The sequence below is a fragment of the Streptomyces sp. NPDC045021 genome (assembly GCF_056432645.1).
The window spans coordinates 119,466-145,711 of the sequence record NZ_JBWKIQ010000009.1; the positions used below are offsets into that span (position 1 = coordinate 119,466).

At 70.1% G+C, this 26,246-nt stretch carries 25 protein-coding genes; 9 read left to right on the plus strand and 16 right to left on the minus strand.

Annotated elements, in window-relative coordinates:
• Positions 1 to 263: 263 nt before the first annotated feature.
• From AC07DC_RS25995 to AC07DC_RS26030, 8 genes are all read right to left on the minus strand, one after another.
• On the minus strand, positions 264 to 626 hold the full coding sequence (locus tag AC07DC_RS25995; protein ID WP_478916896.1) for a metal-sulfur cluster assembly factor: 363 nt from the start codon (positions 624 to 626) through the stop codon (positions 264 to 266).
• A complete protein-coding gene (gene sufU, locus AC07DC_RS26000) occupies positions 623 to 1,078 on the minus strand; it encodes a Fe-S cluster assembly sulfur transfer protein SufU (RefSeq protein WP_478916897.1) in 456 nt (151 codons plus the stop codon). The genes AC07DC_RS25995 and sufU overlap by 4 nt, the downstream gene beginning before the upstream one ends.
• A 10-nt stretch (positions 1,079 to 1,088) precedes the next feature.
• A complete protein-coding gene (locus AC07DC_RS26005) occupies positions 1,089 to 2,345 on the minus strand; it encodes a cysteine desulfurase (protein ID WP_478916898.1) in 1,257 nt (418 codons plus the stop codon).
• The gene (gene sufC, locus AC07DC_RS26010) at positions 2,342 to 3,109 is read right to left on the minus strand and encodes a Fe-S cluster assembly ATPase SufC (RefSeq protein WP_478916899.1); all 768 of its coding nucleotides are present in this window, start codon (positions 3,107 to 3,109) and stop codon (positions 2,342 to 2,344) included. The genes AC07DC_RS26005 and sufC overlap by 4 nt, the downstream gene beginning before the upstream one ends.
• A gap of 7 nt (positions 3,110 to 3,116) precedes the next feature.
• Positions 3,117 to 3,455: a non-heme iron oxygenase ferredoxin subunit gene (locus AC07DC_RS26015; protein WP_478916900.1), complete on the minus strand. Its 339-nt coding sequence runs from the start codon at positions 3,453 to 3,455 to the stop codon at positions 3,117 to 3,119.
• The gene (sufD, locus tag AC07DC_RS26020; protein ID WP_478916901.1) at positions 3,455 to 4,621 is read right to left on the minus strand and encodes a Fe-S cluster assembly protein SufD; all 1,167 of its coding nucleotides are present in this window, start codon (positions 4,619 to 4,621) and stop codon (positions 3,455 to 3,457) included. Before sufD ends, AC07DC_RS26015 begins: the two co-directional genes overlap by 1 nt.
• Positions 4,622 to 4,725: 104 nt before the next feature.
• Entirely contained in the window at positions 4,726 to 6,147 is a 1,422-nt protein-coding gene (gene sufB, locus AC07DC_RS26025) for a Fe-S cluster assembly protein SufB (protein ID WP_478916902.1), read from the minus strand.
• Entirely contained in the window at positions 6,144 to 6,944 is an 801-nt protein-coding gene (locus AC07DC_RS26030; RefSeq protein WP_478916903.1) for a helix-turn-helix transcriptional regulator, read from the minus strand. The genes sufB and AC07DC_RS26030 overlap by 4 nt, the downstream gene beginning before the upstream one ends.
• A gap of 202 nt (positions 6,945 to 7,146) precedes the next feature.
• On the opposite strand from AC07DC_RS26030, the gene AC07DC_RS26035 reads away from it, so the two are divergent.
• Positions 7,147 to 8,088, plus strand: a complete 942-nt coding sequence (locus AC07DC_RS26035; RefSeq protein ID WP_478916904.1) for an ABC transporter ATP-binding protein — start codon at positions 7,147 to 7,149, stop codon at positions 8,086 to 8,088.
• 95 nt (positions 8,089 to 8,183) lie between these two features.
• A complete protein-coding gene (locus tag AC07DC_RS26040; RefSeq protein WP_478917118.1) occupies positions 8,184 to 8,900 on the plus strand; it encodes an ABC transporter permease in 717 nt (238 codons plus the stop codon).
• 45 nt (positions 8,901 to 8,945) lie between these two features.
• Here the strand turns inward: AC07DC_RS26040 and AC07DC_RS26045 are convergent, their stop codons facing one another.
• Positions 8,946 to 10,226, minus strand: coding sequence for a glycosyl hydrolase family 28-related protein (locus tag AC07DC_RS26045; protein ID WP_478916905.1), 1,281 nt, complete (start codon positions 10,224 to 10,226; stop codon positions 8,946 to 8,948).
• A gap of 100 nt (positions 10,227 to 10,326) precedes the next feature.
• On the opposite strand from AC07DC_RS26045, the gene AC07DC_RS26050 reads away from it, so the two are divergent.
• Positions 10,327 to 11,316 (plus strand): COX15/CtaA family protein, encoded by a 990-nt coding sequence (locus AC07DC_RS26050; RefSeq protein WP_478916906.1) that lies wholly within the window; start codon positions 10,327 to 10,329, stop codon positions 11,314 to 11,316.
• Here AC07DC_RS26050 and AC07DC_RS26055 read toward each other — a convergent pair.
• From AC07DC_RS26055 to AC07DC_RS26065, 3 genes are all read right to left on the minus strand, one after another.
• Positions 11,293 to 12,423 (minus strand): amidohydrolase family protein, encoded by a 1,131-nt coding sequence (locus tag AC07DC_RS26055; protein WP_478916907.1) that lies wholly within the window; start codon positions 12,421 to 12,423, stop codon positions 11,293 to 11,295. The genes AC07DC_RS26050 and AC07DC_RS26055 overlap by 24 nt on opposite strands.
• Before the next feature lie 134 nt (positions 12,424 to 12,557).
• Positions 12,558 to 12,917, minus strand: a complete 360-nt coding sequence (locus tag AC07DC_RS26060; RefSeq protein ID WP_478916908.1) for a hypothetical protein — start codon at positions 12,915 to 12,917, stop codon at positions 12,558 to 12,560.
• A 24-nt stretch (positions 12,918 to 12,941) separates the two neighbouring features.
• Complete coding sequence (locus AC07DC_RS26065; protein ID WP_478916910.1) at positions 12,942 to 13,886, minus strand: heme o synthase; 945 nt, start codon at positions 13,884 to 13,886, stop codon at positions 12,942 to 12,944.
• Between the two features lie 405 nt (positions 13,887 to 14,291).
• Here AC07DC_RS26065 and tkt point away from each other — a divergent pair, with 405 nt between their 5' ends.
• Genes tkt through pgl form a run of 5 tightly spaced genes read left to right on the plus strand, consistent with a single transcriptional unit; the run spans position 14,292 to position 20,931 of the window.
• On the plus strand, positions 14,292 to 16,379 hold the full coding sequence (gene tkt / locus AC07DC_RS26070; RefSeq protein WP_478916911.1) for a transketolase: 2,088 nt from the start codon (positions 14,292 to 14,294) through the stop codon (positions 16,377 to 16,379).
• Between the two features lie 35 nt (positions 16,380 to 16,414).
• Positions 16,415 to 17,533 (plus strand): transaldolase, encoded by a 1,119-nt coding sequence (tal, locus tag AC07DC_RS26075; RefSeq protein WP_478916912.1) that lies wholly within the window; start codon positions 16,415 to 16,417, stop codon positions 17,531 to 17,533.
• A gap of 1 nt (position 17,534) precedes the next feature.
• Positions 17,535 to 19,058 carry a glucose-6-phosphate dehydrogenase gene (gene zwf, locus AC07DC_RS26080; RefSeq protein ID WP_478916913.1) on the plus strand — a complete coding sequence of 508 codons (1,524 nt, stop codon included), beginning with the start codon at positions 17,535 to 17,537 and terminating at the stop codon, positions 19,056 to 19,058.
• Positions 19,055 to 20,152 carry a glucose-6-phosphate dehydrogenase assembly protein OpcA gene (gene opcA, locus AC07DC_RS26085; RefSeq protein ID WP_478916914.1) on the plus strand — a complete coding sequence of 366 codons (1,098 nt, stop codon included), beginning with the start codon at positions 19,055 to 19,057 and terminating at the stop codon, positions 20,150 to 20,152. Before zwf ends, opcA begins: the two co-directional genes overlap by 4 nt.
• Complete coding sequence (gene pgl / locus AC07DC_RS26090) at positions 20,149 to 20,931, plus strand: 6-phosphogluconolactonase (RefSeq protein WP_478916915.1); 783 nt, start codon at positions 20,149 to 20,151, stop codon at positions 20,929 to 20,931. Before opcA ends, pgl begins: the two co-directional genes overlap by 4 nt.
• Before the next feature lie 76 nt (positions 20,932 to 21,007).
• Here the strand turns inward: pgl and pgi are convergent, their stop codons facing one another.
• The 3 genes from pgi to AC07DC_RS26105 all read right to left on the minus strand — a co-directional run bounded on the left by pgi (position 21,008) and on the right by AC07DC_RS26105 (position 24,638).
• On the minus strand, positions 21,008 to 22,666 hold the full coding sequence (gene pgi / locus AC07DC_RS26095) for a glucose-6-phosphate isomerase (protein WP_478916916.1): 1,659 nt from the start codon (positions 22,664 to 22,666) through the stop codon (positions 21,008 to 21,010).
• A gap of 63 nt (positions 22,667 to 22,729) precedes the next feature.
• Entirely contained in the window at positions 22,730 to 23,494 is a 765-nt protein-coding gene (locus tag AC07DC_RS26100) for a sugar isomerase domain-containing protein (protein WP_478916917.1), read from the minus strand.
• 70 nt (positions 23,495 to 23,564) lie between these two features.
• Positions 23,565 to 24,638 carry an N-acetylglucosamine kinase gene (locus AC07DC_RS26105; protein ID WP_478916918.1) on the minus strand — a complete coding sequence of 358 codons (1,074 nt, stop codon included), beginning with the start codon at positions 24,636 to 24,638 and terminating at the stop codon, positions 23,565 to 23,567.
• 61 nt (positions 24,639 to 24,699) lie between these two features.
• On the opposite strand from AC07DC_RS26105, the gene AC07DC_RS26110 reads away from it, so the two are divergent.
• Entirely contained in the window at positions 24,700 to 25,578 is an 879-nt protein-coding gene (locus AC07DC_RS26110; RefSeq protein WP_478916919.1) for a MurR/RpiR family transcriptional regulator, read from the plus strand.
• Positions 25,579 to 25,773: 195 nt separating this feature from the next.
• On the opposite strand, the gene AC07DC_RS26115 is transcribed toward AC07DC_RS26110, so the two are convergent.
• A complete protein-coding gene (locus AC07DC_RS26115; RefSeq protein WP_478916920.1) occupies positions 25,774 to 26,109 on the minus strand; it encodes an RNA polymerase-binding protein RbpA in 336 nt (111 codons plus the stop codon).
• Positions 26,110 to 26,246: the final 137 nt, after the last annotated feature.

The following is a 26,246-nucleotide window of genomic DNA, read 5'->3' on the forward strand; positions in this document are numbered from 1 at the left end:
GGCGAGGGCCGCACCCGCGGCCAGGCCGGCCCTGCGGACGGACGGGGAAACGTAAGGCTGCACGAGGAGTGCCCTTCGACGTCGCTGATGTCGTCGCAAACGCTCGGGCACAGCCGCCAACGAGGGACACCCGCAGGGCATACATCGGGCGAACAACGGCGGACGGCCCGCACGCGCGAGGCGTACGGGCCGTCCGGTGGAACAGATGGTGCGGGTGGAGCGGAGTGCAGCAGCGCGCCGGTGCGCGCTGTGTGCGGTGCTGCTCAGCCGATGTTGAAGCCGAGCGCCCGCAGCTGCTCGCGACCGTCGTCGCTGATCTTGTCCGGGCCCCACGGCGGCATCCAGACCCAGTTGATCTTCAGGTCGGCGACGATGCCGTCGGTCGCCGAACGCGCCTGGTCCTCGATGACGTCGGTCAGCGGGCAGGCCGCCGAGGTGAGCGTCATGTCCAGCGTCGCGACGTTGGAGTCGTCGATGTGAATGCCGTAGATCAGGCCCAGGTTGACGACGTCGATGCCCAGCTCGGGGTCGACGACGTCGTACAGCGCCTCGCGGACCTCCTCTTCGGAAGCCGGCTTGGTGGTGACTGCGGACGCGGCCTCGGCCACTTCTGCGTTCTCGGTCATGCGGACTCCCTTTCGGACAGCGCCTGTGCGGTCGCGTCCTTCCACGCCATCCAGCTCAGCAGGGCGCACTTCACGCGCGCCGGGTACTTGGAGACACCGGCGAACGCGACAGCGTCCTCCAGCACCTCTTCCATCGCGTCGTCCGGCTCTACCTTGCCCTTGGACTGCATCAGCTCCAGGAAGACCTCCTGGACCTTCATCGCCTCGTCCAGCTCGCGACCGACCACCAGCTCGTTCATCACCGAGGCGCTGGCCTGGCTGATCGAGCAGCCCTGTCCCTCGTAGGAGACATCCACGATCTTCGAGCCGTCGAGCTTGACCCGCAGAGTGATCTCGTCACCGCACGTCGGATTGACGTGGTGCACCTCGGCGTCGCCGTCGCGCAGGCCACGCCCGTGCGGGTGCTTGTAGTGGTCCAGGATCACTTCCTGGTACATCGAATCCAGCTTCACCAGTCAGCCCTCACCCGAAGAAGTTCCGTACGTGCTCCAGTCCCTCGACGAGGGCGTCTACCTCCGCGGGGGTGGAGTACAGATAGAACGACGCCCGCGTGGTCGCAGGAATTCCGTAGCGCAGGCAGACCGGGCGCGCGCAGTGGTGTCCGACGCGGACCGCGATGCCCTGTTCGTCCAGCACCTGGCCCACATCGTGCGGGTGGATGTCACCCAGCACGAACGAGATCGCGGCGCCGCGGTCCTCGGCCGTCGTCGGGCCGATGATCCGCAGGTCCGGGACCTCGAGCAGGCGCTTCACCGCGTATTCGGTGATGGCGTGCTCATGGGCCTCGATCCGGTCCATACCGATCGCGCTCAGATAGTCCACGGCCGCGCCCAGCCCGACCGCCTGCGCGATCGGCGGGGTGCCGGCCTCGAACTTGTGCGGCGCCGGGGCGTACGTCGAGGAGTGCATCGAGACGGTTTCGATCATCTCGCCGCCGCCGAGGAACGGCGGCAGGTCCTCGAGCAGCTCCTGGCGGCCCCACAGCACGCCGATGCCGGTCGGACCGCACATCTTGTGGCCGGTGAAGGCCACGAAGTCCGCGCCGAGCGCCTGCACGTCGAGCGGCATGTGCGGCGCGGCCTGCGAGGCGTCGATGAGGACCAGCGCGCCGACGTCCTGGGCGCGCCGGACGATCGCGTCGACCGGGTTGATCGTGCCCATGATGTTGGAGACCAGAGTGAACGAGACGATCTTCGTCTTCTCGGTGATCACCTGGTCGATGTTGGAGAGGTCGAGCCGGCCGTCGTCGGTCAGCCCGAACCACTTCAGCTTCGCGCCGGTGCGCTGCGAGAGCAGCTGCCACGGCACGATGTTGGAGTGGTGCTCCATCTCCGTGATCACTATCTCGGTCTCGCGGTCCACCCGGTAGGGCTCATCGGCCCAGCCCAGCATGTTCGCTACGAGGTTGAGTGACTCCGAGGCGTTCTTGGTGAAGATCACCTCGTCACGGCTCGGCGCGTTGATGAACGCGGCGACCTTGTCGCGCGCGCCCTCATAGAGCGCCGTGGCCTCCTCGGCGAGCACATGCACGCCGCGGTGGACGTTGGCGTTGTGCTGCTCGTAGTACGCGTTCAGCGCGTCGAGCACCTGGCGCGGCTTCTGCGAGGTCGCAGCGTTGTCCAGGTACACGATCTTCTTACCGTCGTGGACCACGCGGTCCAGGATCGGGAAGTCCTTACGGATCGCCTCGGTGTCGAGGAGGCCATGCAGTGGTGTCACGCGGAAGCGCCGCCCTTCGTGCTGTACGCCTCGTAGCCCTCGTTCTCCAGCTTGTCGGCCAGCTCGGCACCGCCGGACTCGGCGATGCGGCCGTTCGAGAAGACGTGAACGAAGTCAGGCTTGATGTAGCGCAGGATGCGCGTGTAGTGGGTGATCAGCAGCGTGCCGACCTCGCCGGTCTCGCGGACGCGGTTGACGCCCTCGGAGACCTGGCGCAGCGCGTCGACGTCCAGACCGGAGTCCGTCTCGTCGAGGATCGCGATCTTCGGCTTGAGGAGCTCCAGCTGGAGGATCTCGTGGCGCTTCTTCTCGCCGCCGGAGAAGCCCTCGTTGACGTTGCGCTCGGCGAAGGCCGGGTCCATCTGGAGCTGTTCCATCGCGGTCTTGACCTCCTTGACCCACGTGCGGAGCTTGGGGGCTTCGCCGCGGATCGCGGTGGCGGAGGTGCGCAGGAAGTTGGAGACCGAGACTCCGGGGACCTCGACCGGGTACTGCATGGCGAGGAAGACACCGGCGCGGGCGCGCTCGTCGACGGTCATGTCCAGGACGTTCTCACCGTCGAGGGTGACGGTGCCGCCGGTGATCGTGTACTTCGGGTGACCGGCGAGCGAGTACGCGAGGGTGGACTTGCCGGAGCCGTTGGGGCCCATGATGGCGTGCGTCTCGCCCTGCTTCACGGTCAGGTCGACGCCGCGGAGGATCTCGCGGGGGCCGTTCTCGGCCTCGACGGAGACGTGCAGGTCGTGGATCTCAAGCGTTGCCATGGGTGCCTCAGGACTCCTGGGTGACGGAGACGAGCACGTCGTCGCCGATGATCTTTACGGGGTATACGGGTACGGGCCGCGTGGCGGGCAACCCTGACGGCTTACCGGTGCGCAGGTCGAAGCTGGAGCCGTGCAGCCAGCACTCGATCTGGCAGTCCTCGACCTCGCCCTCCGAGAGGGAGACGTTCGCGTGCGAGCAGATGTCGTTGATCGCGAACACCTCGCCCTCGGTGCGCACCAGGGATACCGGTGTGCCGTCGATTTCGACGCGCTTGGGGGTGTCGTCCTCCAGCTCGCTCAGCGAGCAGACGACGACAAAGCCTTGGGCACCTTGGACCGTGGTCATCAGACGGATGCCTCCAGCTCCGCGTCGATCTTCGCCATCAGGCGCTCCTCGAGGTCGGGCAGGCCGATCTGCTGGACCAGCTCGCCGAAGAAGCCGCGAACGACGAGGCGGCGGGCCTCGGCGGTCGGGATGCCGCGGGACATGAGGTAGAAGAGCTGCTCGTCGTCGAAGCGGCCGGTCGCCGAGGCGTGTCCGGCGCCGGCGATCTCGCCGGTCTCGATCTCCAGGTTCGGGACCGAGTCGACCCGCGCGCCGTCCGTGAGGATCAGGTTGCGGTTGAGCTCGTAGGTGTCCGTGCCCTCGGCGGCGGCGCGGATGAGGACGTCGCCGATCCAGACCGCGTGCGCGTCCTTGCCCTGCAGCGCGCCCTTGTAGGCGACGTTGCTGCGGCAGTGCGGCTCGTCGTGGTCGATGAAGAGCCGGTGCTCCTGGTGCTGGCCCTCGTCGGTGAAGTACAGGCCGAACAGCTCGGCGTCGCCGCCCGGGGCACCGTAGATGACCCGCGGGTGGAGCCGGACCACGTCGCCGCCGAAGGTGACGATCACGGACTTGAAGCTGGCGTCGCGGCCGACCAGCGCGGTGTGCTGGGCGACGTGCACCGCGCTGTCGTCCCAGTCCTGGACCGAGACGACGGTGAGCTTGGCGCCGTCGCCGATCAGGTACTCGACGTTGGCGGCGAGTGTGGCGTCACCGGTGTGGTCGATGACCACGACGGCCTCGGCGAAGGCGCCGATCTCGATGATCTGGTGGCCGTAGGCGGTGCCGCCCTCGCCGTGCACGGCGATCCGGACCGGCTCGGCGAGCACGACGTCCTTGGGGATCGAGACGACCGAGGCCTTCTCGAAGGAGCTGAACGCCTGGGCCACGACGCGGTCCGCCGGCTTGCCGGCCTTGCCGACGCGGGCGTCGGTGCGGTCCACCGTCTCGACGATGACGCCCTCGGGGGCGGTCACGTCGACCCGCAGGCCGCCGTTGGCCTTCGCGGTGCCGTCGTGCAGGCCGCGCAGCCGCTCCAGGGGAGTGAAACGCCACTCCTCCTCGCGACCGTGCGGCACCGGGAAGTCGGCCACGTCGTAGGACGGCGCGGCGCTGACCCGGGCATCGGCGGGGTGGCCCACCGTGATGGCACCTTCGGTGGTGCTGCCGGCAGGGATGTTGTCAGCCATGGCTTGTCGTACTGCTCTCTTTCTGGATGAACGTCGTCGCGTCGCTGGTGGACAGGCCGTCGAGCCGTACGGGCACCCGGGAGCGCCCGTACGGAGACGTCGTACTAGCCGACGGAGCCTTCCATCTGCAGCTCGATCAGGCGGTTCAGCTCCAGCGCGTACTCCATCGGCAGCTCGCGCGCGATCGGCTCAACGAAGCCGCGCACGATCATCGCCATCGCCTCGAACTCCGTCATACCGCGGCTCATCAGGTAGAAGAGCTGGTCGTCGGAGACCTTCGAGACGGTCGCCTCGTGGCCCATGGAGACATCGTCCTCGCGGACGTCCACGTACGGGTACGTGTCCGAGCGGGAGATCGTGTCGACGAGCAGGGCGTCACAGAGCACGTTGGACTTGGATCCGGCCGCGCCCTCGCCGATCTCGATGAGACCGCGGTAGGAGGTACGGCCGCCGCCGCGCGCCACGGACTTCGAGACGATGTTGGACGACGTGTTCGGCGCCATGTGCACCATCTTCGCGCCGGCGTCCTGGTGCTGGCCCTCGCCCGCGAAGGCGATGGACAGGGTCTCGCCCTTGGCGTGCTCGCCCATCAGGTAGACGGCCGGGTACTTCATGGTCACCTTGGAGCCGATGTTGCCGTCGACCCACTCCATCGTGGCGCCCTCGTAGGCGACCGCGCGCTTGGTGACCAGGTTGTAGACGTTGTTCGACCAGTTCTGGATGGTCGTGTAGCGGCAGCGGCCGCCCTTCTTCACGATGATCTCGACCACGGCGCTGTGCAGCGAGTCCGAGGAGTAGACCGGCGCGGTGCAGCCCTCGACGTAGTGGACGTAGGCGTCCTCGTCGACGATGATCAGCGTCCGCTCGAACTGGCCCATGTTCTCCGTGTTGATACGGAAGTAGGCCTGCAGCGGGATGTCGACATGCACGCCCTTGGGGACGTAGATGAACGATCCGCCGGACCACACGGCCGAGTTCAGCGAGGCGAACTTGTTGTCACCCACCGGAATGACGGTGCCGAAGTACTCCTGGAACATCTCCGGGTACTGCTTCAGCGCCGTGTCGGTGTCGAGGAAGATGACGCCCTGCTCCTCCAGATCCTCACGGATCTGGTGGTAGACGACCTCGGACTCGTACTGGGCGGCGACACCGGCGACGAGGCGCTGCTTCTCGGCCTCCGGGATGCCCAGCCGGTCATAGGTGTTCTTGATGTCCTCGGGCAGATCCTCCCAGGAAGCGGCCTGCTTCTCGGTGGAGCGCACGAAGTACTTGATGTTGTCGAAATCAATGCCACTGAGGTCCGAGCCCCAGGTCGGCATGGGCTTCTTGCCGAACAGCTTCAGGCCCTTGAGCCGCAGCTTCAGCATCCACTCCGGCTCGGATTTCTTCGCGGAGATGTCGCGCACGACATCCTCGTTGATTCCACGCCGGGCGTTGGTACCGGCCGCGTCCGAGTCGGACCAGCCGAACTCGTACGTGCCCAGTCCATCGAGTTCCGGGTGCGTGGTCTCCGTGGGAGCAGTCATGCGGGGTTCCTCCCGGCCGTACTGGCGGATGCGTTGTTCACTGCGGTATTGGCATTCACTGCGGTATTGGCGTGCTGTGGTGACTGGTGGTGCGGGTGCTGCGGGATGTACGTCGTGCAGACGCCGTCGCCGTGGGCGATGGTGGCCAGCCGCTGAACGTGGGTTCTGAGCAGGTGGGAGAAGACCTCGGCCTCCGCCTCACACAGCTGCGGGAACTCTTCGGCGATGTGCGCCACGGGGCAGTGGTGCTGGCAGAGCTGCTCGCCGGCGGGCTCCCGCGCGCCGGCTACGGCCGACGCGCTGCGGGTGGTAGCAGCGTACCCGTCCTCGCTCAAGGCCCTGGCGAGCGCCTGAGTGCGCTCGGCGGGCTCCGCCGCCTCGACGGCGGCACGGTAGCGGTCCGCCTGCTTGGCGACCCGGGCCCGGGCGAACGCGGTGACCGCGGCATCGCCCGTCTCCCCGCCGCCGGCGGACTGGGCGATCCAGCGCAGCGCGTCGGCCGCGATCTGGTCGTACGCCTGGTCGAAGGCGTCGCGCCCGCAGTCGGTGAGCGAGAAGACCTTGGCGGGACGTCCTCGGGTGCGTGCTCCGTAGACCCGCTGCTCGCGCGGCTCGACGATGTTCTCCGCGACGAGATGGTCCAGGTGGCGGCGGACGGCGGCCTGGGTGAGGCCCAGCCGCTCCGCCAGGTCGGCGGTGGTCGAGGGACCGTGGTCCAGGATCGACCGGGCGACCCGGTTGCGGGTACTCCGCTCCCCGGTCGTCTGCTCCTCCTGGGCCGCGCCGACGTTTTTCACAACTTCATTGTTGCGTAATTCATCAGGCCCCGGCAACCCATGCCGGATTCGACTCCCGGTGGAGTTCGTCACTTAGGCGAACCTAAGTTGACCTGCGGAATTGCTGAATCAAGATCTTTGATCGCCGCTTTCGGTCCACCCGCCGACCGCCCCGCCATGGCCGGGTTCTGGGCACCGACCGGCGCTCCTTAGACTCACAGGCATGCGAAGCGGCAGCACCAGTCAGCCACCGGCGGTGGAGATCACCGGCCTGGTCAAGCGGTACGGCGACAAGGCCGCGGTGGACGGTCTGGACCTGGCGGTGGCGGCCGGCTCGGTCACCGCCGTGCTCGGGCCGAACGGCGCGGGCAAGACCACCACCGTCGAAACCTGCGAGGGGTACCGGCGCGCCGACGCCGGGACCGTCCGGGTGCTGGGCCTCGACCCGGCCACCGAGGGCGCCGCGCTGCGGCCGCGCATCGGCGTGATGCTGCAGTCCGGCGGCGTTTACCCCGGGGCACGCGCCGAGGAGATGCTGCGGCACACCGCCGCGCTGCACGCCCGCCCGGTCGACCCCGCGCTGCTCATCGAGCGGCTGGGCCTGGAGTCCTGCGGCCGCACCCCGTACCGCCGGCTGTCCGGCGGGCAGCAGCAGCGGCTCGCGCTCGCCATGGCCGTCGTCGGCCGCCCCGAACTGGTCTTCCTCGACGAGCCGACCGCCGGGCTCGACCCGCAGGCTCGCCGCGCCACCTGGGACCTCGTACGGGAGCTGCGCGCCGACGGGGTGACCGTCGTGCTCACCACCCACTTCATGGACGAGGCGGAGCAGCTCGCCGATCAGGTCGTGATCATCGACCACGGCCGGTCCCTCGCCCACGGCACGCCCGAGGAGCTGTGCCGGGGCGGTGCCGAGAACACCCTTCGCTTCACCGGCCGCCCCGGCCTCGACCTCGGCTCCCTGCTCAAGGCGCTGCCGGACGGCACCGCGGCGGCCGAGCTGACGCAGGGCAGCTACCGCATCGAGGGCGCCGTCGGCCCCCAGCTGCTCGCCACCGTCACCTCCTGGTGCGCGCAGCAGGGCGTCATGCCGGACGGCCTGGCGGTCGAGCGCCGCACTCTGGAGGACGTTTTCCTGGAATTGACCGGCAAGGAGCTGCGCGCGTGACGACGGCAGAGAACACGGCAGGGAGCGCGGCGGGCACGGCCGCCGGGGCCGCCGGAACATTCGTTCCGGACCCGGGCGTGGCGCCGCTGCCCCGCATGATCGGCGCGCAGACGGCGTTCGAGACCAGGATGCTGCTGCGCAACGGTGAGCAGCTGTTGCTGACGGTCGTGATCCCGGCGCTGCTGCTCGTGCTGTTCAGCGCCGTCTCGATCGTCGACACCGGCACGGGCAAGGCCGTCGACTTCCTGGCTCCCGGCATCCTGGCCCTCGCCGTGCTGTCCACCGCGTTCACCGGCCAGGCCATCGCCACCGGCTTCGAGCGCCGCTACGGCGTCCTGAAGCGGCTCGGCGCCTCGCCGCTGCCGCGCTGGGCGCTGATGACCGCGAAGACCGGCTCGGTGCTGGTCACCGAGGTGCTGCAGCTCGTGCTGCTGACGGCGATCGCGTTCGCGCTGGGCTGGTCGCCGCACGGAAACCCGTTCTTCGTGGTGCTGCTGCTCGTGCTGGGCACCGCCGCCTTCTCGGGGCTCGGCCTGCTGATGGCCGGCACGCTCAGGGCGGAGGCGACGCTCGCCGCCGCCAACCTCGTCTTCCTGCTGCTGCTGGTCGGCGGCGGGATCATCGTGCCGCTGGACAGGTTCCCGGGCGCGGCGCAGGACGCGCTGCGGCTGCTGCCGGTCTCCGCCCTCTCCGACGGCCTGCGGGACGTGCTGCGGGACGGCGCGGGCATGCCCTGGGGCAACCTGGCGATCCTGCTGGTGTGGGCGGTCGTGGGGCTCGGCGCGGCGGCGCGCTTCTTCAAGTGGGAGTGACGGGCCCGGCGCAAGTGGGAGTGACGTGTCCTCCGGAAGAGATCCTCAGCCGGGCATGATGCAGTCGACGAAGCGGGCGAACTTCTTGTCGTGCGAGCCGGCGGCGATGAACGTGTCCGCGCCGTGGTCGACGATCCGGCACATGTCGTAGCGCACGCTGGTCGGCAGCTGCGCACCGGCGACGGGCCGGAACTGGTGGGCTCCCGAGAGCTGGCACATGTCGTACCGCACCAGGGGGCCGCTCGCACCGATGTTGTAGCGGTGCGCGCTGAGGCCGTCCGAGTACTGCTTGTACGACTGGGACGTGTCGTCGCAGTCGTTGAAGTGGACCGTGCCGCTGCTCCACTCGCAGTCGATGACCACGACGGCCGGGTCGCGTATCTCGAAGCGGATGTCCTCGGCGTGGAAGCGCTGCACGGAGTCGAAGTGCGAGGCGCGCGGGAAGCGGAAGAAGGAGCTCTCGAACCCGTACTCCGGGTGGGGGGTGGGGCGGCGGCCGGTGATGATGTAGCTGCCGCTGCGGCAGGTGATCGAGCCGCCGTAGGGGAACTCCAGGAAGTTGCCCCAGTCGTAGGTGACGGTCATGTCGGTGAACCAGTAGTTGAGGAACTGGTCCTGCTGCTCGCGCTTCTCCGACCGCTTGGAGAGCCCGGAGTAGAGGAACGCCTTGCGGTAGGCGCCGCCCACCCGGCAGGCCTCCCAGCGCATCTCCGAGTTGTTGTTGGTGCCGTCCAGCGCGAGACCGTACTCCCACTCCCCCATCCACTCGCACTCCGAGAAGCGGTAGTTCTGGGCCCAGCCGGTGGAGTACGAGGAGAAGAACGACGCGCCGGGCGTGCCCGAGGTGAAGCGCAGTCCCTCGAAGGAGATGTTGCTCCACATGTTGTTGTTGCGGCACAGGTAGGCGTCCTTGGGCGACTCCGGCGCGAAGACGATCTCGCTGATCCGCATCCCCCCGCCGCGGAACCGCAGACCGCTGGCGCGCTTGTCCGGTTTGTCGCCGGCGAGCATCGCGCCGGGTTTGGTGATCAGGTATACCCCCGGCGGCACGTCGATCACGGTGTGTCCCACGCCGCCCGAGATCCGCGACTCGGCGTAGGCGTACGCGGCGGCGAAGGCCGCGCTGTCGTCCGTCTTCCCGTCGCCCTTGGCCCCGAAGTCGGCCATGACGTCCGCCACTCCGGGATGGTCGGCGTTGCCCGACGCCGCCGCGGGAGCGTTCCACTCCCCGCTCGCGTACCCGGCGATGCCGGCGCCGGCGACCACCGCGGCGCCCCCGTAGAGCATTCTCCGCCGGTTGACCGAACCGCTCTTGTCGGTTGTCATATTTCCCCCAGTCGCGGATTCTCCGCTCGATGTTAAGCGTGCGGCATGGCGCCCGACCCCCTCGTGAAATGTTGCACAAGCCGCCGCTTACGATGGGCGCGTGCCGAAGTTGCCCGAAGTCGCCCGTAATCCGCTCGCCTGTCTCGACCGGCGCTGGACACCGTCCGCCGCGACGGTCCGCCGGGCGACGCTGGCCGCCCTGGTGATGTCGGTGGTCATCGTGGCCACCGGCGGCGCGGTGCGGCTGACCGGCTCCGGGCTGGGCTGCCCGACCTGGCCCACCTGCAACGGTGACAGCCTCCTGGGCACCCGTGCGATGGGCATCAATCACACGATCGAGGTCACCAACCGCCTGCTGACGTACGTGCTGAGCGCGGCGGTCGGCTGGGCGATCATCGCCGCACGCTGCGCGAACCCGCGTCGGCGCAGCCTGACCCGGCTGGGCTGGGCGCAGTTCTGGGTCGTGATGGGCAACGCGGTGTGGGGCGGGCTGACCGTGCTGACCAAGCTCAACCCGTACATCGTCTCCACGCACTTCCTGCTCAGCACCGCGCTCATCACCGTCGCGGTACTGATGTGGCAGCGCGCCCGGGAGGGCGACTGCGAGCCCCGCCCGCTGGTCGGCAAGCCGGTGCAGCAGCTGGCCTGGGTACTGACCGCGGCGAGCGTGGCGCTGATCGCGGCCGGCACCATCGTGAGCGGCGCGGGCCCGCACCCCGGCGCCTCCAGCAAGGTGCATCGGATCGCGCTCGACTGGAAGACCGTCGCGCAGCTGCACGCGGACCTCGCCTGGGTCGTGGTGGCCCTCACGCTCGCGCTGTGGTTCGTGCTGCGCGCCGTGGACGCGCCCGCCGGGCCGAGGGCCCGTACGCGGGATCTGTTCCTCGTACTGATGGCGCAGGGCGTCATCGGCTACGTGCAGTACTTCACGCACCTGCCGGAGATCCTGGTCGGGCTGCACATGCTCGGCTCGGCTCTGATCTGGATCGGGGTGCTGCGGGTCGTGCTGTCGATGCGCGAGCGCCCGCTGAAGCAGTCCGGTGTCCCGGGTCCGGCGCAGTCCGGGTCAGCGCTCGCGTCCGCGGTCTGAGCGCCCGGGGCCGACGCGCTCCAGCCCGTACACCCGCCGTGCGTTGCCCGCGGCGATCATGTCCGCGACGCGCTGTGCGTCGGCCGCCGTCCAGGCCCCGGCGGCCACCCGGTCGGTGACCAGCCGCTCCAGCGCCTCCCGGAAGATCCGCACCCCGGTCACGTACAGCTCGGGCAGCGCGTACGCCCCGGTCGAGAAGAGCACCTTGCCGAAGGGCGCCAGTTCCAGCGTCTCGGCCAGGGCCGAGGCCGCCGGCGCCGAGCCGATGTCCGTGTAGACGTGCGGGAAGGTGGCCGCCAGCCGGGCGGTGGGCCGGTGGTTCGGGAATCCGTGCAGCAGTACCACGTCGGTGCCGAGGCCCGCGGTGGCGCGCAGAAAGCCGGTGAGCCGCAGCGGGTCGGCGCCCGCCGGGCCGCGGATCTGCAGCGGCAGACCGGTGGCGACGGCGTTCCACACCAGATGGCGCAGGAGTAAGGGGTCGGTGAGCGGTCCGCCGGCCGTACGCCCCGCCAGCCATGCCCCGGCCGCGCGGCGTACCGGTCCGGCGTCGGGCGGGCCGGCCGGGAATCCGGCCGGACAGGTGTCGGCCACCGAGAACGCGACGGCGCTCCTGGCCGCTCCGTGCACCGCCTCGGCGACGTTCGCCAGGAACGCCCCGACGGTCCCCGAGGTGTCGGCGACCTGTTGCGCCAGCGGTTCCAGCCGGACGATCTCGTACGCCGCGGCCTCCCCTGCCGCGCCCAGTTCCTTGGCCGAGGTGAGATCGGCGGGCGGTGCGGCGGGCGGCGGATCAGCGGCACCGTCCCCGTACGGCGCTCCCGCGTCCACCAGGTAGGCGCCGATCCCGGTGCCGCGCAGCAGCCGCCGGGTGGCCTCGTACGCGCCCAGCTCCCGGCGCCCGGCCAGGTAGTGCGCGGGGGTGCAGTGCGGTTGCAGGCCCAGCAGCGGCGGGCACCAGCGGCGTACGGCGAAGCCGGCCGGGCTGTCGAAGAGGGTGGTGCGGGGCGCGGCGGCGCCCGACAGGAGCGCCTCGAACGAGCCGAGGCCCAACTCCCCGGGGACCACCCCGTGGCCGTGCGCGTCCACCAAAGGTGGCAGCTCCAGCATCACTGACTCCTCGCGCCGCCCGCCGGGACCGCTTCCTATGGTCCCTAACGACCCGGGGAGCGATAGGGGGCGGATCAGCGGGCGCCGGGAGCCCGCCCCCTGTCGCTCCCCAGGTCGTACGTGCGGGCGGGGCGTCAGGCGTTGCTGGGACCGCCGATCTGGATTCCGGCCATCCGCGACCACTCGTACGGGCCGGTGCGCACCTTGGCGGCGAATTCGCCGTCGAAGTCCTCGTGCACGGTGACTCCGGCGCGCTCGACGGCGTCGCGGGCCATGGCGTACGTGGGGGCCACCAGGTCGCCCCATTCGCCGTTCTCGCCGACCAGGACGATGCGGGCGCCGATCCCACCGATGTAGGCGATGTTCGCCTCGGCGCCGCCGCCGTGGCTCTTGGCGAAGGCGCCGATCTGCTTCGCCAGCCTGGCGGTGCGGCGCTCGGCGCGCGGGTCCGCCTTCTCGGTCTCTTCCACGGTGTTCTGCGCGGTCTCAGCCATGAGGCAGATGCTACCCGTCGGTAATCAGTGAAGGAAAGGATCCACGGCCACGACGACGAAGAGCAGCGAGAGGTAGGTGATGGACCAGTGGAACAGCCGCATCTCCTTCAGCTTCGCGCCGCTGACCCCGGCCTTCGCCCGGCGGTAGAGGCCGTGCGCCTCCTTGAGCCACATCGCGCCGAGCAGCACCGCGGCCACCGGGTACAGCCAGGAGGTCTCGCCCAGCGGCCACCACAGGGCCAGCGAGACGATCACCATCACCCAGCTGTAGATGACGATCTGGCGCGCGACGACCAGGTTGCCGGCGACGACCGGCAGCATGGGCACACCCACCCGCTCGTAGTCGTCCTTGACCTTCATCGACAGCGGCCAGTAGTGCGGCGGCGTCCAGAAGAAGATCACCAGGAAGAGGACCAGCGCGGCCCACGAGACGGAGTTCGTCACCGCGGACCAGCCGATGAAGACCGGCATGCAGCCCGCGATGCCGCCCCACACGATGTTCTGCGCGGTGCGGCGCTTGAGGCCGAGCGTGTACACGAAGACGTAGAAGAGGATGGCCGTCAGCGACAGGGCCGCCGAGAGCGTGTTCACCAGGACCGCGAACCAGACCGTGGAGACCACGGAGAGCGCGATGCCGAAGATCAGCCCCTCGCGCGGCGACACCATGCCGGTGACCAGCGGACGCTGCTCGGTGCGGTGCATCAGGGCGTCGATGTCGCGGTCGATGTACATGTTGAGCGCGTTCGCACCGCCCGCCGACAGATAACCGCCCACGACGGTCGTCAGCACCAGCCACAGATCAGGGACGCCACCCGCCGCCAGGAACATCACCGGAACGGTCGTGATGAGCAGCAGTTCGATAATGCGTGGCTTGGTCAGCGCCACGAACGCCATGACACGAGCCGCGAACGGCCGCTGTCCGGGGCTCGTCCCGATGACCCCTGCGGGTCGGGATTCGACGGCCGTCACAAACACCCCTGGAGAGGATTAAGTCCAGCAAGTCCCGGTCCCAGACGTGAAGGTCCGGTAAGTCCTTGCGCGTACCACGCCACTGTAGACGTACGGAATACTCCGCCCGCCCCGGGGGGTGACCCGTGTTGCCACCCGGCCTTCGCCGCATGTTCAGGAGGCGAACGCGGCCGGGCCGGGGCAGGCTGTCAGTATCCCGGCAGGCCGGGAATGGCTGTGCGTGGGTCCTGGTTGCCCGAAGTGCCGCCGGGGTCGCTGCCCCGGAGCAGTGCTTCGGGGTGGGCGTCCGGAGGGTCGAACAGCCCGCTCGAAAAGGTGCACGCCCGTGCGGCGGTAGGCTCGACCACGCCGGGTAGGCGCCACGTCACCGGCATCTCAACATGTGGAAAGGAGCCCTGAACCAGGGTGAGCACCAAGCCGACCACCACAGACCTTGAGTGGACCGATCTGGACAAGCGGGCCGTTGATACCGCTCGTGTCCTGGCCATGGATTCCGTGCAGAAGGTCGGCAACGGCCATCCCGGCACGGCCATGAGCCTCGCGCCCGCCGCGTACCTGTTGTTCCAGAAGCTGATGCGGCACGATCCGTCGGATCCCGACTGGACCGGTCGCGACCGTTTCGTCCTGTCGGCCGGTCACTCCAGCCTGACGCTCTACATCCAGCTCTACCTGGCCGGATACGGCCTGGAGCTGGACGATCTGAAGGCGTTCCGCACCTGGGGCAGCAAGACCCCGGGCCACCCGGAGCACGGCCACACGGTCGGCGTGGAGACCACCACGGGACCGCTCGGCCAGGGCATCGCCAACGGCGTCGGCATGGCGATGGCGGCCCGCTACGAGCGCGGCCTGTTCGACCCGGACGCGGCGGCGGGCACCTCCCCGTTCGACCACACCGTCTGGATCATCGCCGGTGACGGCTGCCTGCAGGAGGGTGTCTCCGCCGAGGCGTCCTCGCTCGCCGGGCACCAGAAGCTCGGCAACCTCGTCCTGCTCTGGGACGACAACCACATCTCCATCGAGGGCGACACCGAGACGGCCGTCAGCGAGGACACCCTCAAGCGCTACGAGGCGTACGGCTGGCACGTCCAGCGCGTCGAGCAGCTGCCCAACGGCGACCTGGACCCGCAGGGCCTGTACAAGGCACTGAAGGCGGCCCAGGCCGAGACCTCGCGGCCCTCGTTCATCGCGGCCCGCTCGATCATCGCCTGGCCGGCCCCGCACGCGCAGAACACCGAGGCCGCGCACGGCTCGGCACTGGGTGACGAAGAGGTCGCCGAGACCAAGAAGGTGCTGGGCTTCGACCCCGCGAAGGCCTTCGAGGTCGAGGACGCGGTGCTGTCGCACGCCCGCGAGGTGGCCGACCGCGGCCGCGAGGCGCACGCCGTCTGGGGCAAGCGGTTCCAGGAGTGGCGCGACGCCAACCCGGAGCGCGCGGCCGACTTCGACCGGATCTCCGCCGGCGAGCTGCCCGACGGCTGGGAGAAGGCGCTGCCGTCCTTCGAGACCGGCAAGGGCCTCGCGACCCGTGCCGCCTCCGGCAAGGTCCTGCAGGCGCTCGGCGCGGTCGTACCGGAGCTGTGGGGCGGCTCGGCCGACCTCGCGGGCTCCAACAACACCACGATCGACAGCGGCTCGTCCTTCCTCCCGGTGGGCAACCCGCTGTCGGGCGCCGACCCGTACGGCCGCACGGTGCACTACGGCATCCGCGAGCACGCCATGGGCTCGACGATGAACGGCATCGCGCTGCACGGCAACACCCGCATCTACGGCGGCACCTTCCTGGTGTTCTCCGACTACATGCGCCCGGCCGTGCGACTGGCCGCGCTCATGCAGCTGCCGGTGACGTACGTGTGGACCCACGACTCCGTCGGCCTCGGCGAGGACGGCCCGACGCACCAGCCGGTCGAGCACCTGGCCGTACTGCGCGCGATCCCGGGCCTGAACATCGTCCGTCCGGCCGACGCCAACGAGACGGCGATCGCCTGGCGCGAGATCCTCAAGCGCCACGACTCCAAGCCCGCTCCGCACGGTCTGGCGCTCACCCGCCAGGGCGTGCCGACCTACGCGGCGAACGAGCACGCGGCCAAGGGCGGCTACGTGATGTTCGACGCCGAGGGCGGCCGGCCCGAGGTCATCCTCATCGCCACCGGCTCCGAGGTGCAGCTGGCCGTCGAGGCCCGCGAGGCGCTGCAGGCCGACGGGATCCCGACGCGTGTCGTCTCGATGCCGTCCGTGGAGTGGTTCGAGGAGCAGGACATGGCGTACCGCGACAGCGTGCTGCTCCCGGACGTCAAGGCGCGGGTCGCGGTCGAGGCCGGTATCGGCCTGACGTGGCACCGCTACACCGGCGCCCACGGCCGGATCATCAGCCTGGAGCACTTCGGTGCCTCGGCCGACGCCAAGATCCTTTTCCGCGAGTTCGGCTTCACCGCCGACGCGGTCGCCAACGCCGCCCGGCAGTCCATCGAGGCCGTCGCCACGGCCAACCGCTGACGACCCGCACCCGACCAGTAGGAGATGTAATTTCCATGACAGACGCACTCAAGCGCCTCTCCGACGAAGGCGTCGCGATCTGGCTGGACGACCTGTCCCGCAAGCGGATCACGTCCGGGAACCTGGCCGAGCTGATCGACCAGCAGCACGTCGTGGGCGTCACCACCAACCCGTCGATCTTCCAGAAGGCGATCGCCGGCGGCGACGGCTACGAGAGCCAGCTCGCCGATCTGGCGGTTCGCAAGCTCACGGTCGAAGAGGCCATCCGCATGATCACCACGGCGGACGTCCGCGACGCCGCCGACATCCTGCGGCCGGTCTTCGACCGCACCGAGGGCCAGGACGGCCGGGTCTCCATCGAGGTGGACCCGCGCCTGGCCCACAACACCGCGGCCACCGTCGCCGAGGCCAAGCAGCTCGCCTGGCTCGTCGACCGGCCGAACACCCTCATCAAGATCCCGGCGACCAAGGCCGGCCTGCCGGCGATCACCGAGGTCATCGGCCGGGGCATCAGCGTGAACGTGACGCTGATCTTCTCGCTGGCCCGCTACCGCGAGGTCATGGACGCCTACCTGGCGGGTCTGGAGAAGGCCAAGGCCGCCGGCCTGGAGCTCGCGAAGATCCACTCGGTCGCGTCCTTCTTCGTCTCCCGCGTCGACAGCGAGATCGACAAGCGTCTGGACAAGCTCGGCAGCGACGAGGCCAAGGCGCTGAAGGGCAAGGCCGCGGTGGCCAACGCCCGGCTCGCCTACCAGGCGTACGAAGAGGTCTTCAGCTCGGACCGCTGGAACGCGCTGGAGAAGTCGGGTGCCAACAAGCAGCGCCCGCTGTGGGCCTCGACGGGTGTCAAGGACCCGGCCTACCCGGACACGCTCTACGTGACCGAGCTGGTCGCCCCGAACACCGTCAACACCATGCCGGAAGCCACCATGGAGGCCACCGCCGACCACGGCGAGGTCACCGGCGACACCATCCGTGGCACGTACGAGAAGGCTCAGGCCGAGCTCGACGCGCTGGCGGCTCTCGGTATCTCGTACGACGACGTGGTGCAGCTGCTCGAGGACGAGGGCGTCGAGAAGTTCGAGGCCTCCTGGAACGAACTGCTGGACTCCACTTCGGCGGTACTCAAGCGTCAGACGCCCGTGGAGGCATGAGTTGACCAGCAGCAATCCGCTGCGTGACGCACAGGACCGGCGGCTCCCGCGTATCGCGGGGCCGTCCGGCCTGGTCATTTTCGGCGTCACGGGCGATTTGTCCCGTAAAAAGTTGATGCCTGCCGTGTACGACCTCGCCAACCGCGGTCTGCTGCCACCGGGCTTCGCGCTCATCGGCTTCGCCCGCAGGAGCTGGGAGGACGAGGACTTCGCACAGGAGGTCCACGACGCGGTCAAGGAGCACGCCCGTACCCCCTTCCGCGAGGAGGTCTGGCAGCAGCTCGCCGAAGGCTGCCGCTTCGTGCAGGGCGAGTTCGACGACGACACCGCCTTCGAGAAGCTGAAGTCGACGATAAACGAGCTCGACAAGGCGCGCGGCACCGGCGGCAACTTCGCCTTCTACCTCTCCGTACCGCCGAAGTTCTTCCCCAATGTCGTGCAGCAGCTCAAGAAGCACGGCCTGTCCGAGGGGCAGGGCGAGTCCTGGCGGCGCGCGGTCATCGAGAAGCCGTTCGGGCACAACCTGGAGAGCGCGCAGGAGCTCAACCAGCTGGTGCACGACGTCTTCCCGCCCAACGAGGTCTTCAGGATCGACCACTACCTGGGCAAGGAGACGGTCCAGAACATCCTGGCGCTGCGCTTCGCCAACACGATGTTCGAGCCGATCTGGAACCGGTCGTACGTCGACCACGTACAGATCACCATGGCCGAGGACATCGGCATCGGCGGCCGGGCCGGGTACTACGACGGCATCGGCGCCGCCCGTGACGTCATCCAGAACCACCTGCTGCAGCTGCTCGCGCTGACCGCGATGGAGGAGCCCGGCTCCTTCCACCCGAAGGCCCTGGTCGCCGAGAAGCTCAAGGTGCTCGGCGCCGTGGAGCTGCCCAAGGACCTGGGCGCGCACACGGTACGCGGCCAGTACGCGCACGCCTGGCAGGGCGGCGAGGAGGTCGTGGGTTACCTCGAGGAAGAGGGCATCGACCCCAGGTCGAAGACCGACACCTTCGCGGCGGTCAAGCTGGAGATCAACAACCGCCGCTGGGCCGGAGTCCCGTTCTACCTGCGCACCGGCAAGCGGCTCGGCCGCCGGGTCACCGAGATCGCGGTGGTCTTCAAGCGTGCCCCGTATCTGCCCTTCGAGGCCGGATCCACCGAGGAACTGGGGCAGAACGCCCTGGTCATCCGGGTGCAGCCGGACGAGGGCGTGACGGTGCGCTTCGGCTCGAAGGTGCCCGGCACCTCGATGGAGGTCCGGGACGTGACGATGGACTTCGCCTACGGCGAGTCCTTCACCGAGTCCAGCCCCGAGGCGTACGAGCGGCTCATCCTCGATGTGCTGCTCGGCGATGCCAACCTCTTCCCCCGTCACCAGGAGGTCGAGCTGTCCTGGAACATCCTCGACCCGATCGAGAAGTACTGGGACACGCACGGCAAGCCCGCCCAGTACGCCGCGGGCACCTGGGGACCGGCGGAGGCGGACGAGATGCTCGCACGAGACGGTAGGAGCTGGCGCCGGCCATGAGGATCGATCTGACGGACACCACGTCGTCCCGTATCAACGCCGGGCTCATCGACGCCCGCCGCGCCATCGGCACCCCGGCCGTCGGCATGGTGCTCACCCTGGTCATCGTCACCGACGAGGGAAGCGCCTACGACGCCCTCAAGTCGGCCAGTGACGCGTCGAGGGAGCACCCGTCCCGGATCCTGGCCGTCATCAAGCGGCCCGGCCGCTCACCGCGCGACCGCGCGAAGGCACGGCTGGACGCCGAGGTACTGGTCGGCTCCGACTCCGGCACCGGCGAGACCGTCGTGCTGCGGATGCACGGCGAGCTGGCCAACCACGCCGAGTCCGTGGTGCTGCCGCTGCTGCTGCCGGACGCCCCGGTCGTGGTGTGGTGGCCGGAGGAGTCGCCCGCCAAGCCCGCCGAGGACCCGCTGGGACGGCTCGGGCAGCGCCGGATCACCGACGCCGCCGCGGCCGAGGACCCGGTGGCCGCGCTCGGTGAGCGCGCCGCCACGTACGCCCCCGGCGACACCGACCTGGCCTGGACCCGGATCACCCCGTGGCGCAGCATGCTGGCCGCGGCCCTGGACCAGAAGCACTCCAGGATCGTCTCCGCGGCCGTGGAGGGCGAGGCCTACAACCCGAGCACCGAACTGCTCGCGCTGTGGCTCGCCGACCGGCTGAACATCTCGGTGGAGCGCAGGGTCTCGGACGGACCCGGTATCACCGGCGTGCAGCTGGTCACCGCCGACGGCGAGATCCGGCTGGACCGGCCGGACGGCCTGTTGGCCGAGCTGGCCATGCCGGGGCAGCCGGACCGTCATGTGGCGCTCAAGCGGCGCGAGACCGCCGAGCTGATCGCCGAGGAGCTGCGGCGGCTGGACCCGGACGACATCTACCGGTCGACGGTGAAGTTCGGCGTCGGCCGGCTGGCCGACACCGGGTCGAAGGACTCGGGCGAACCGGTCGACGTGGTCGAGCTGATCATCCCGGACAAGGACGCCAAGGGTGCCAAGGGTGCCGGCGCCGCCGCGGCTCCGGCCAAGGCTCCTGCCAAGAAGGCCGCGCCGGCGAAGAAGGCGACGACGGCCAAGCGCACGAGCTCCACATGAGCACGCCGCAGGTCGTCGTCCACCGCGACAAGGAGCTGATGGCGAAGGCCGCGGCGGCCCGGCTGATCACGAAGATCGTGGATGCCCAGGCCGCCCGCGGCTCCGCCTCTGTGGTGCTGACGGGCGGTCGCAACGGCAACGCGCTGCTCGCCGCACTGGCCGGCTCCCCGGCGCGGGACGCGGTGGACTGGGCACGGCTGGACCTGTGGTGGGGCGACGAGCGGTTCGAGCGGGAGGGTGATCCCGAGCGCAATGTCACCCAGGCCCGGGAGATCCTGCTCGACTCGGTGCCGGTCGATCCGGCGCGGGTGCACGCCATGCCCGCGTCCGACGGCACCCACGGCCGTGACGTCGACGCCGCGGCGGCCGGCTACGCGGTCGAGCTCGCCAAGGCGTCCGGGCCGGAGGACCACGGCCCGGTGCCGACGTTCGACGTGCTGATGCTGGGGGTCGGCCCCGACACCCATGTCGCGTCGCTCTTCCCCGAGCACCCGGCGGTACGCGAGACGGAGCGGACGGTGGTGGGCGTGCACGGAGCGCCCAAGCCGCCGCCGACCCGGATCTCGCTGACCCTTCCGGCGATCCGCGCGGCTCGCGAGGTGTGGCTGCTCGCGGCGGGCGAGGACAAGGCCAACGCGGTCGCGATGGCGCTGTCCGGCGCGGGCGAGATCCAGGCACCGGCGGCCGGGGCGCACGGCCGCCGCCGCACGCTGTGGCTGCTGGACCGGGCCGCGGCGGCGAAGCTGCCGCCGCAGCTGTACCCGCCGGCTTCGGCGTAGCGGTACCGCCGACTTGGGCGCAGCGGTCGCCGGCCGGGCTGAACATCAGCCCGGCCGGCGGTCGTTCAGGGGTTGCTCAGCGGCCGCGCAGCTCCCGGTAGCGCCGGACCAGCGCCTCGGTGGACCCGTCCAGGCCGGGAATGGTCGCCCCTTCGCTGAGCGCAGGCTCGATCCGCTTGGCGAGCACCTTGCCCAGCTCGACTCCCCACTGGTCGAAGGAGTCGATGTTCCACACCGCGCCCTGGACGAACACCTTGTGCTCGTAGAGCGCGATCAGCTGGCCGAGCACCGACGGGCTCAGCTCGGTGGCCAGGATGGTGGTCGTCGGGTGGTTGCCGCGGAACGTCTTGTGCGGCACCAGCTCGGCGGGCACGCCCTCCGCCGCGACCTCTTCCGGCGTCTTGCCGAAGGCCAGCGCCTGCGTCTGCGCGAAGAAGTTGGCCATCAGCAGGTCGTGCTGGTCGGCGAGCGGGCCGAGTTCGCCGATGGGGTTGGCGAAGCCGATGAAGTCCGCGGGGATGACCTTGGTGCCCTGGTGCAGCAGCTGGTAGTAGGCGTGCTGGCCGTTGGTGCCCGGGGTGCCCCAGACCACCGGCCCGGTCTGCCAGCTCACCGGGTTGCCCTGCCGGTCCACGGACTTGCCGTTGGACTCCATGTCCAGCTGCTGCAGGTACGCGGTGAACCTCGACAGGTAGTGGCTGTACGGGAGGACCGCGTGCGACTGGGCGTCGTGGAAACCGCCGTACCAGACGCCCAACAGGCCGAGCAGGAGCGGGACGTTCTCCTCCGGCGGGGCGTAGCGGAAGTGCTCGTCCACCAGATGGAAGCCGGCCAGCATCTCGCGGAAGTTGTCCGGGCCGATGGCGAGCATCAGCGACAGGCCGATCGCCGAGTCGAAGGAGTACCGGCCGCCGACCCAGTCCCAGAACTCGAACATGTTCGCCGGGTCGATGCCGAACTCGGTGACCTTCTCCGCGTTCGTGGACAGGGCGACGAAGTGCTTGGCGACGGCCGAGGTGTCGGCGTTCAGGCCGGTCAGCAGCCAGTTGCGGGCGGAGGTGGCGTTGGTGATGGTCTCGATGGTGGTGAACGTCTTCGAGGCGATGATGAACAGCGTCTCGGCCGGGTCCAGATCGCGCAGCGCCTCGTGCAGGTCGGCGCCGTCGACGTTGGACACGAAGCGGAACGTCAGCCCGCGGTCGGTGTACGGGCGGAGCACCTCGTACGCCATCGCCGGGCCCAGGTCGGAGCCGCCGATGCCGATGTTGACGACGTTGGTGATGCGCCGGCCGGTGTGGCCGGTCCACTCGCCGGAGCGGATGCGGTCGGTGAAGACGGACATCTTGCTGAGGACCGCGTGCACGGCGGGCACGACGTCATGGCCGTCGACCTCGATGACGGCGGAGCGCGGGGCGCGCAGCGCGGTGTGCAGCACCGCGCGGTCCTCCGTGACGTTGATCCGCTTGCCGCGGAACATCGCGTCGCGCAGTTCGGCCACGCCGCTCGACGCCGCCAACTCGCGCAGCAGGCGCAGTGTCTCGTCGGTCACCAGGTGCTTGGAGTAGTCCAGGTGCAGGTCACCGACCTGCAGGGAGTACCGGTCGGCGCGCTGCGGATCCTCGTCGAACAGATCGCGCAGCCGCACCTCCCCCAGCTCTTCGCGGTGTTTGCCCAGAGCGTGCCATTCAGGCAGCTGGTCGAGACGGGCACGGCCGTGCGTATTGGTGTCGGACATGGGTCCAAACTAATTGATGACGGCCGGTACGAGCACGATCACCCCGCAGGCGAAGAGCGCGGCTCAGAACCCGCCGCGGTGCAGCCGGCCCTCGTAGCGGGCCTCCAGGACGGCGTTGCGCTCGAATCCGCCGGGCAGGTTGGCCGAGATGTAGACCGGCGGTTCGTGTCCCTCGGCGGTCAGGATGCCGACCGCCTCGGCGACGACCATCTGGACGAGCAGCGCGGAGGTGAGGGTGGAGACCCCGCACAGCGCGCCGCCGCCCGGCATCGGCAGCAGCGCGTCGCCGGTCGGCGCGCAGTTGTCCAGTACGGCGTCGGCGAGGTCGGCGAGCCGCTTCCCGCTGCTGTGGAGCGCGGGCACGGCGTGGGTGTGCTCCAGCGAGGTGAGGGCGATCAACCGGTGCCCGGACTCCTTGACCTGCAGGGCCATGTCGACGATGGAGTTGTTGACGCCGGAGTTGGAGATGATCACGAAGAGGTCCTGCGGCTGCGGGGTGGCCAGTTCGTAGAGCCGCTTGGCCAGCCCCGGGGAGCGTTCCAGCAGCGGGTCGGCGAGGACCGAGCGGTCCTCGCCGCCACGCAGCACCAGGTCGGACAGGCCGATGCGGCTGGTCGGGACGAGGCCGCCGGCCCGGCCAGCGATCTCCAGTGCGGTGGCCTGGGAGTGACCGGTGCCGAAGGCGTGGACGACACCGTTGTCGGCGACGCTGTCGGCGATGAGGCGGGCCGCGGCGACGACGGAGTCGGTGTTGGCTCCGATCGCCCGCTCGACCGCGGCGCGGCCGTGCTCGGCGAACTGGGCGGCGCTGAGCTGTGGTTCGGCCATGGCCGAGCCTCCTTGGTTGAATGAACCATCACTCCGACGAATCACTGAAACAATGAATCGGCCATCGTGGTCACGTCAAGAGCCTCGCCAGCGCCACCGCGCCCGCTCCGCCGTCCGGCACCGGAACGACCCGCACGCCCATCTCCAGCGCATGCCGCGTCAACCTGCCCAGCAGCGGCCCGGCCGGAGCCAGCAGCCCGCCGGTGACCACCAGCGGCTCGCCCGCCACGGGACGCAACGCGGCGACGGTCCGGCCGAGTTCGCCCGCAGCCTCGTCGAGGAGCGCCGCGGCGACCGGGTCGCCCGCACCGTCCGCGGCGACCACCAGCGGGCTCAGCGCCGCCAACCGCACCGGCGGCTGCGCGTACACCAGCGGCACGATCAGGTCCCGCAGCTCTCCCAGCCGTCGCCGGTCCGCCTGCTCCACCGGCTCGGTGAACGCCACCGGATCCCCGTCGGACGCCAGGTAGTGGGTTGCCACCGCGCCGACCAGCGAGGTCCAGGGCCCGCGCCCGGTCAGCGCCCGCAGCGCCACCCTGACGGCCTCCCGCCCCAGCCAGAAGCCGCCGCCCTCGTCACCGAGCAGCCACCCGTCGCCGTCCACCGTCAGCACCTGCCGGCGCCCGGTGATCCGTGCCGCCGCCGCGCCCGTCCCGGCGATGAGCATCAGCCCGTCGGCGGGCATGCCCGGCGCGGAGGCGAACGCGATCTCGATGTCGCCGCGGACCGCCACCTTCCCGGCGGCGATACCGGTCTCGGCGAGCGCCGCCCCGAGGCAGGACAGCGCGAGGTCGTGGCCGGTGTCGGGACCGGTGTCCGGGGCGGCGCCCGCGAAGCCGCCCAGCACGGCGGCCACCGAGCCGCGCAGTTCCGCCGGAACCGCGGCGCCGAGCGCGGCGGCCAGGTGCCGGGTCAGCGCCGGCCGCGGCACGCTCATCGCGTTGCCGGGACCGCCGGCACCCTCGCCGATCACCGCGCCGGCCGCGCTCGCTCCGCCGGCCTCCCCCGCCGGGCCGGCCGCCTCGGCCAGATAGGCGCGGATCCGGGTCCCGCCCGCGTCGATGCCGACCACCAGCGACCGGTCCGCCGGGGCGGACCGGCGATCGCGGTCTGCGTGATGGCTTCGGTTGGGAATTTCATTCATCACACCGCATGGTGATTGATAGATTCACTGACCGACAAGACCCCAGCCGAGACGAGTCGTCATGGTCATCGCCCTGATCCGCTCCGAACTCCCCCGGATGTCCGATTCCCTGCGCAAGGTGGGCGAGCTGGTGCTGGCGGATCCGTCGGCGGCCACCCGTGGCTCAGCCGCCGAGCTGGGCCGCCGTACGGGCACCTCGCAGGCCACCGTGACGCGTTTCTGCCATGCGCTGGGCCTCGACTCCTACCAGCATCTGCTGATCGAGCTGGCGCAGGAGCAGGGCCGCAGCCAGGGCGGCGACGGAGCGGGGCCGCTCAGCCCCGTACTGGGCCCGGACATCGGCCCCGACGACGATCTGGACCATGTCGTCGCGGTGGTCGCCCAGGCCGATCTGCGGGCGCTGCGGCACACCGTCGAGAAGCTGGACCGGGAGAGCCTGGAACGGGCCGCACAGGCGCTCGCCAGGGCCCGCAGGATCGATGTGTACGGGGTCGGCGGCTCCGGAATCGCCGCCCGGGAGGCCGAGGCCCGGTTGTTCGGCATCGGCTGCGCCGCCCGCGGCTGGACGGAGGTGCACGCGGCCGAGACCTCCGCGGCGCTGCTGACGCCGTCCGACGTGGCCGTGGCGATCTCGCACTCCGGCACCACGCGCGAGGCCCTGGACCCGCTGCGGCTGGCCGCGGAGCGCGGCGCGACCACGGTGGCCGTCACCAGCGACCCGCGCTCGCCGATCGCCCAGGCCGCCGACATCCGGCTCACCTCGGCCTCGGCCGAGACCAGCTTCCGGCGGGGCGGCTACGGCACCCGGCACTCGGTGCTGCTGATCATCGACTGCCTGTCGGCCCGGGTCGCCCAGCTCACCTACGAGCGGGCCACCGCGGCGGTCGCGCTGACCGCCCACATCGCCGACAGCCACACGGCCCGCGCCCGCCGCCGCTGACACCCGCGCGACCACCGGCACGGACGGCGGCCCACGGCCGGGAGAGGGCAGAAAAATACCCTCGTTCGCCGGGTGACTCCCGGCCTCAGTCGTCGGCCGAGCTGGAAAGGTCCAGCTCGGCCGACGGCTGAGGCCACCGTCGAGCCCGCCCGGCGAACAAGGGCGATATCCGAGTGCCGTACGCGGTGGGATCTCTCAGATCTCGCCGCGGAGCTTCGCGAGAGCCTCGGCAAGGATCGCCTCGCCGTCGGCCGCGCTGCGCCGCTCCCGCACATAGGCCAGGTGCGTCTTGTACGGCTCGGTCCGCGGCGGCGCCGGCGGGTTCTCCTCGTCCTGCCCTGCCGGGAAACCACAGCGCGGGCAGTCCCAGTTCTCCGGGATCTGCGCGTCGCTGGCGAAACTCGGCTGGGTCTCGTGCCCGTTCGAGCACCAGAAGGAGATGCGGAGGCGTGGCGCGGACTCGCCGCGCTCGGCCTCTCCCATCGGCCCCGCTCCGACCCGACTGCCACGGATCGCGTTGCCACTTGCCACGGTCGTAACTCCCTGCGTGATGGTGCTGCGAGGTCGCCCAGTTTACGGAGACCTTACGTGCCGTCCAGTGGCAGGTGGTGTACCCGGCCCCGTAGGACGCCCTCCCATGATAAGCCGCGTTTGCGACGAGGCGTCAG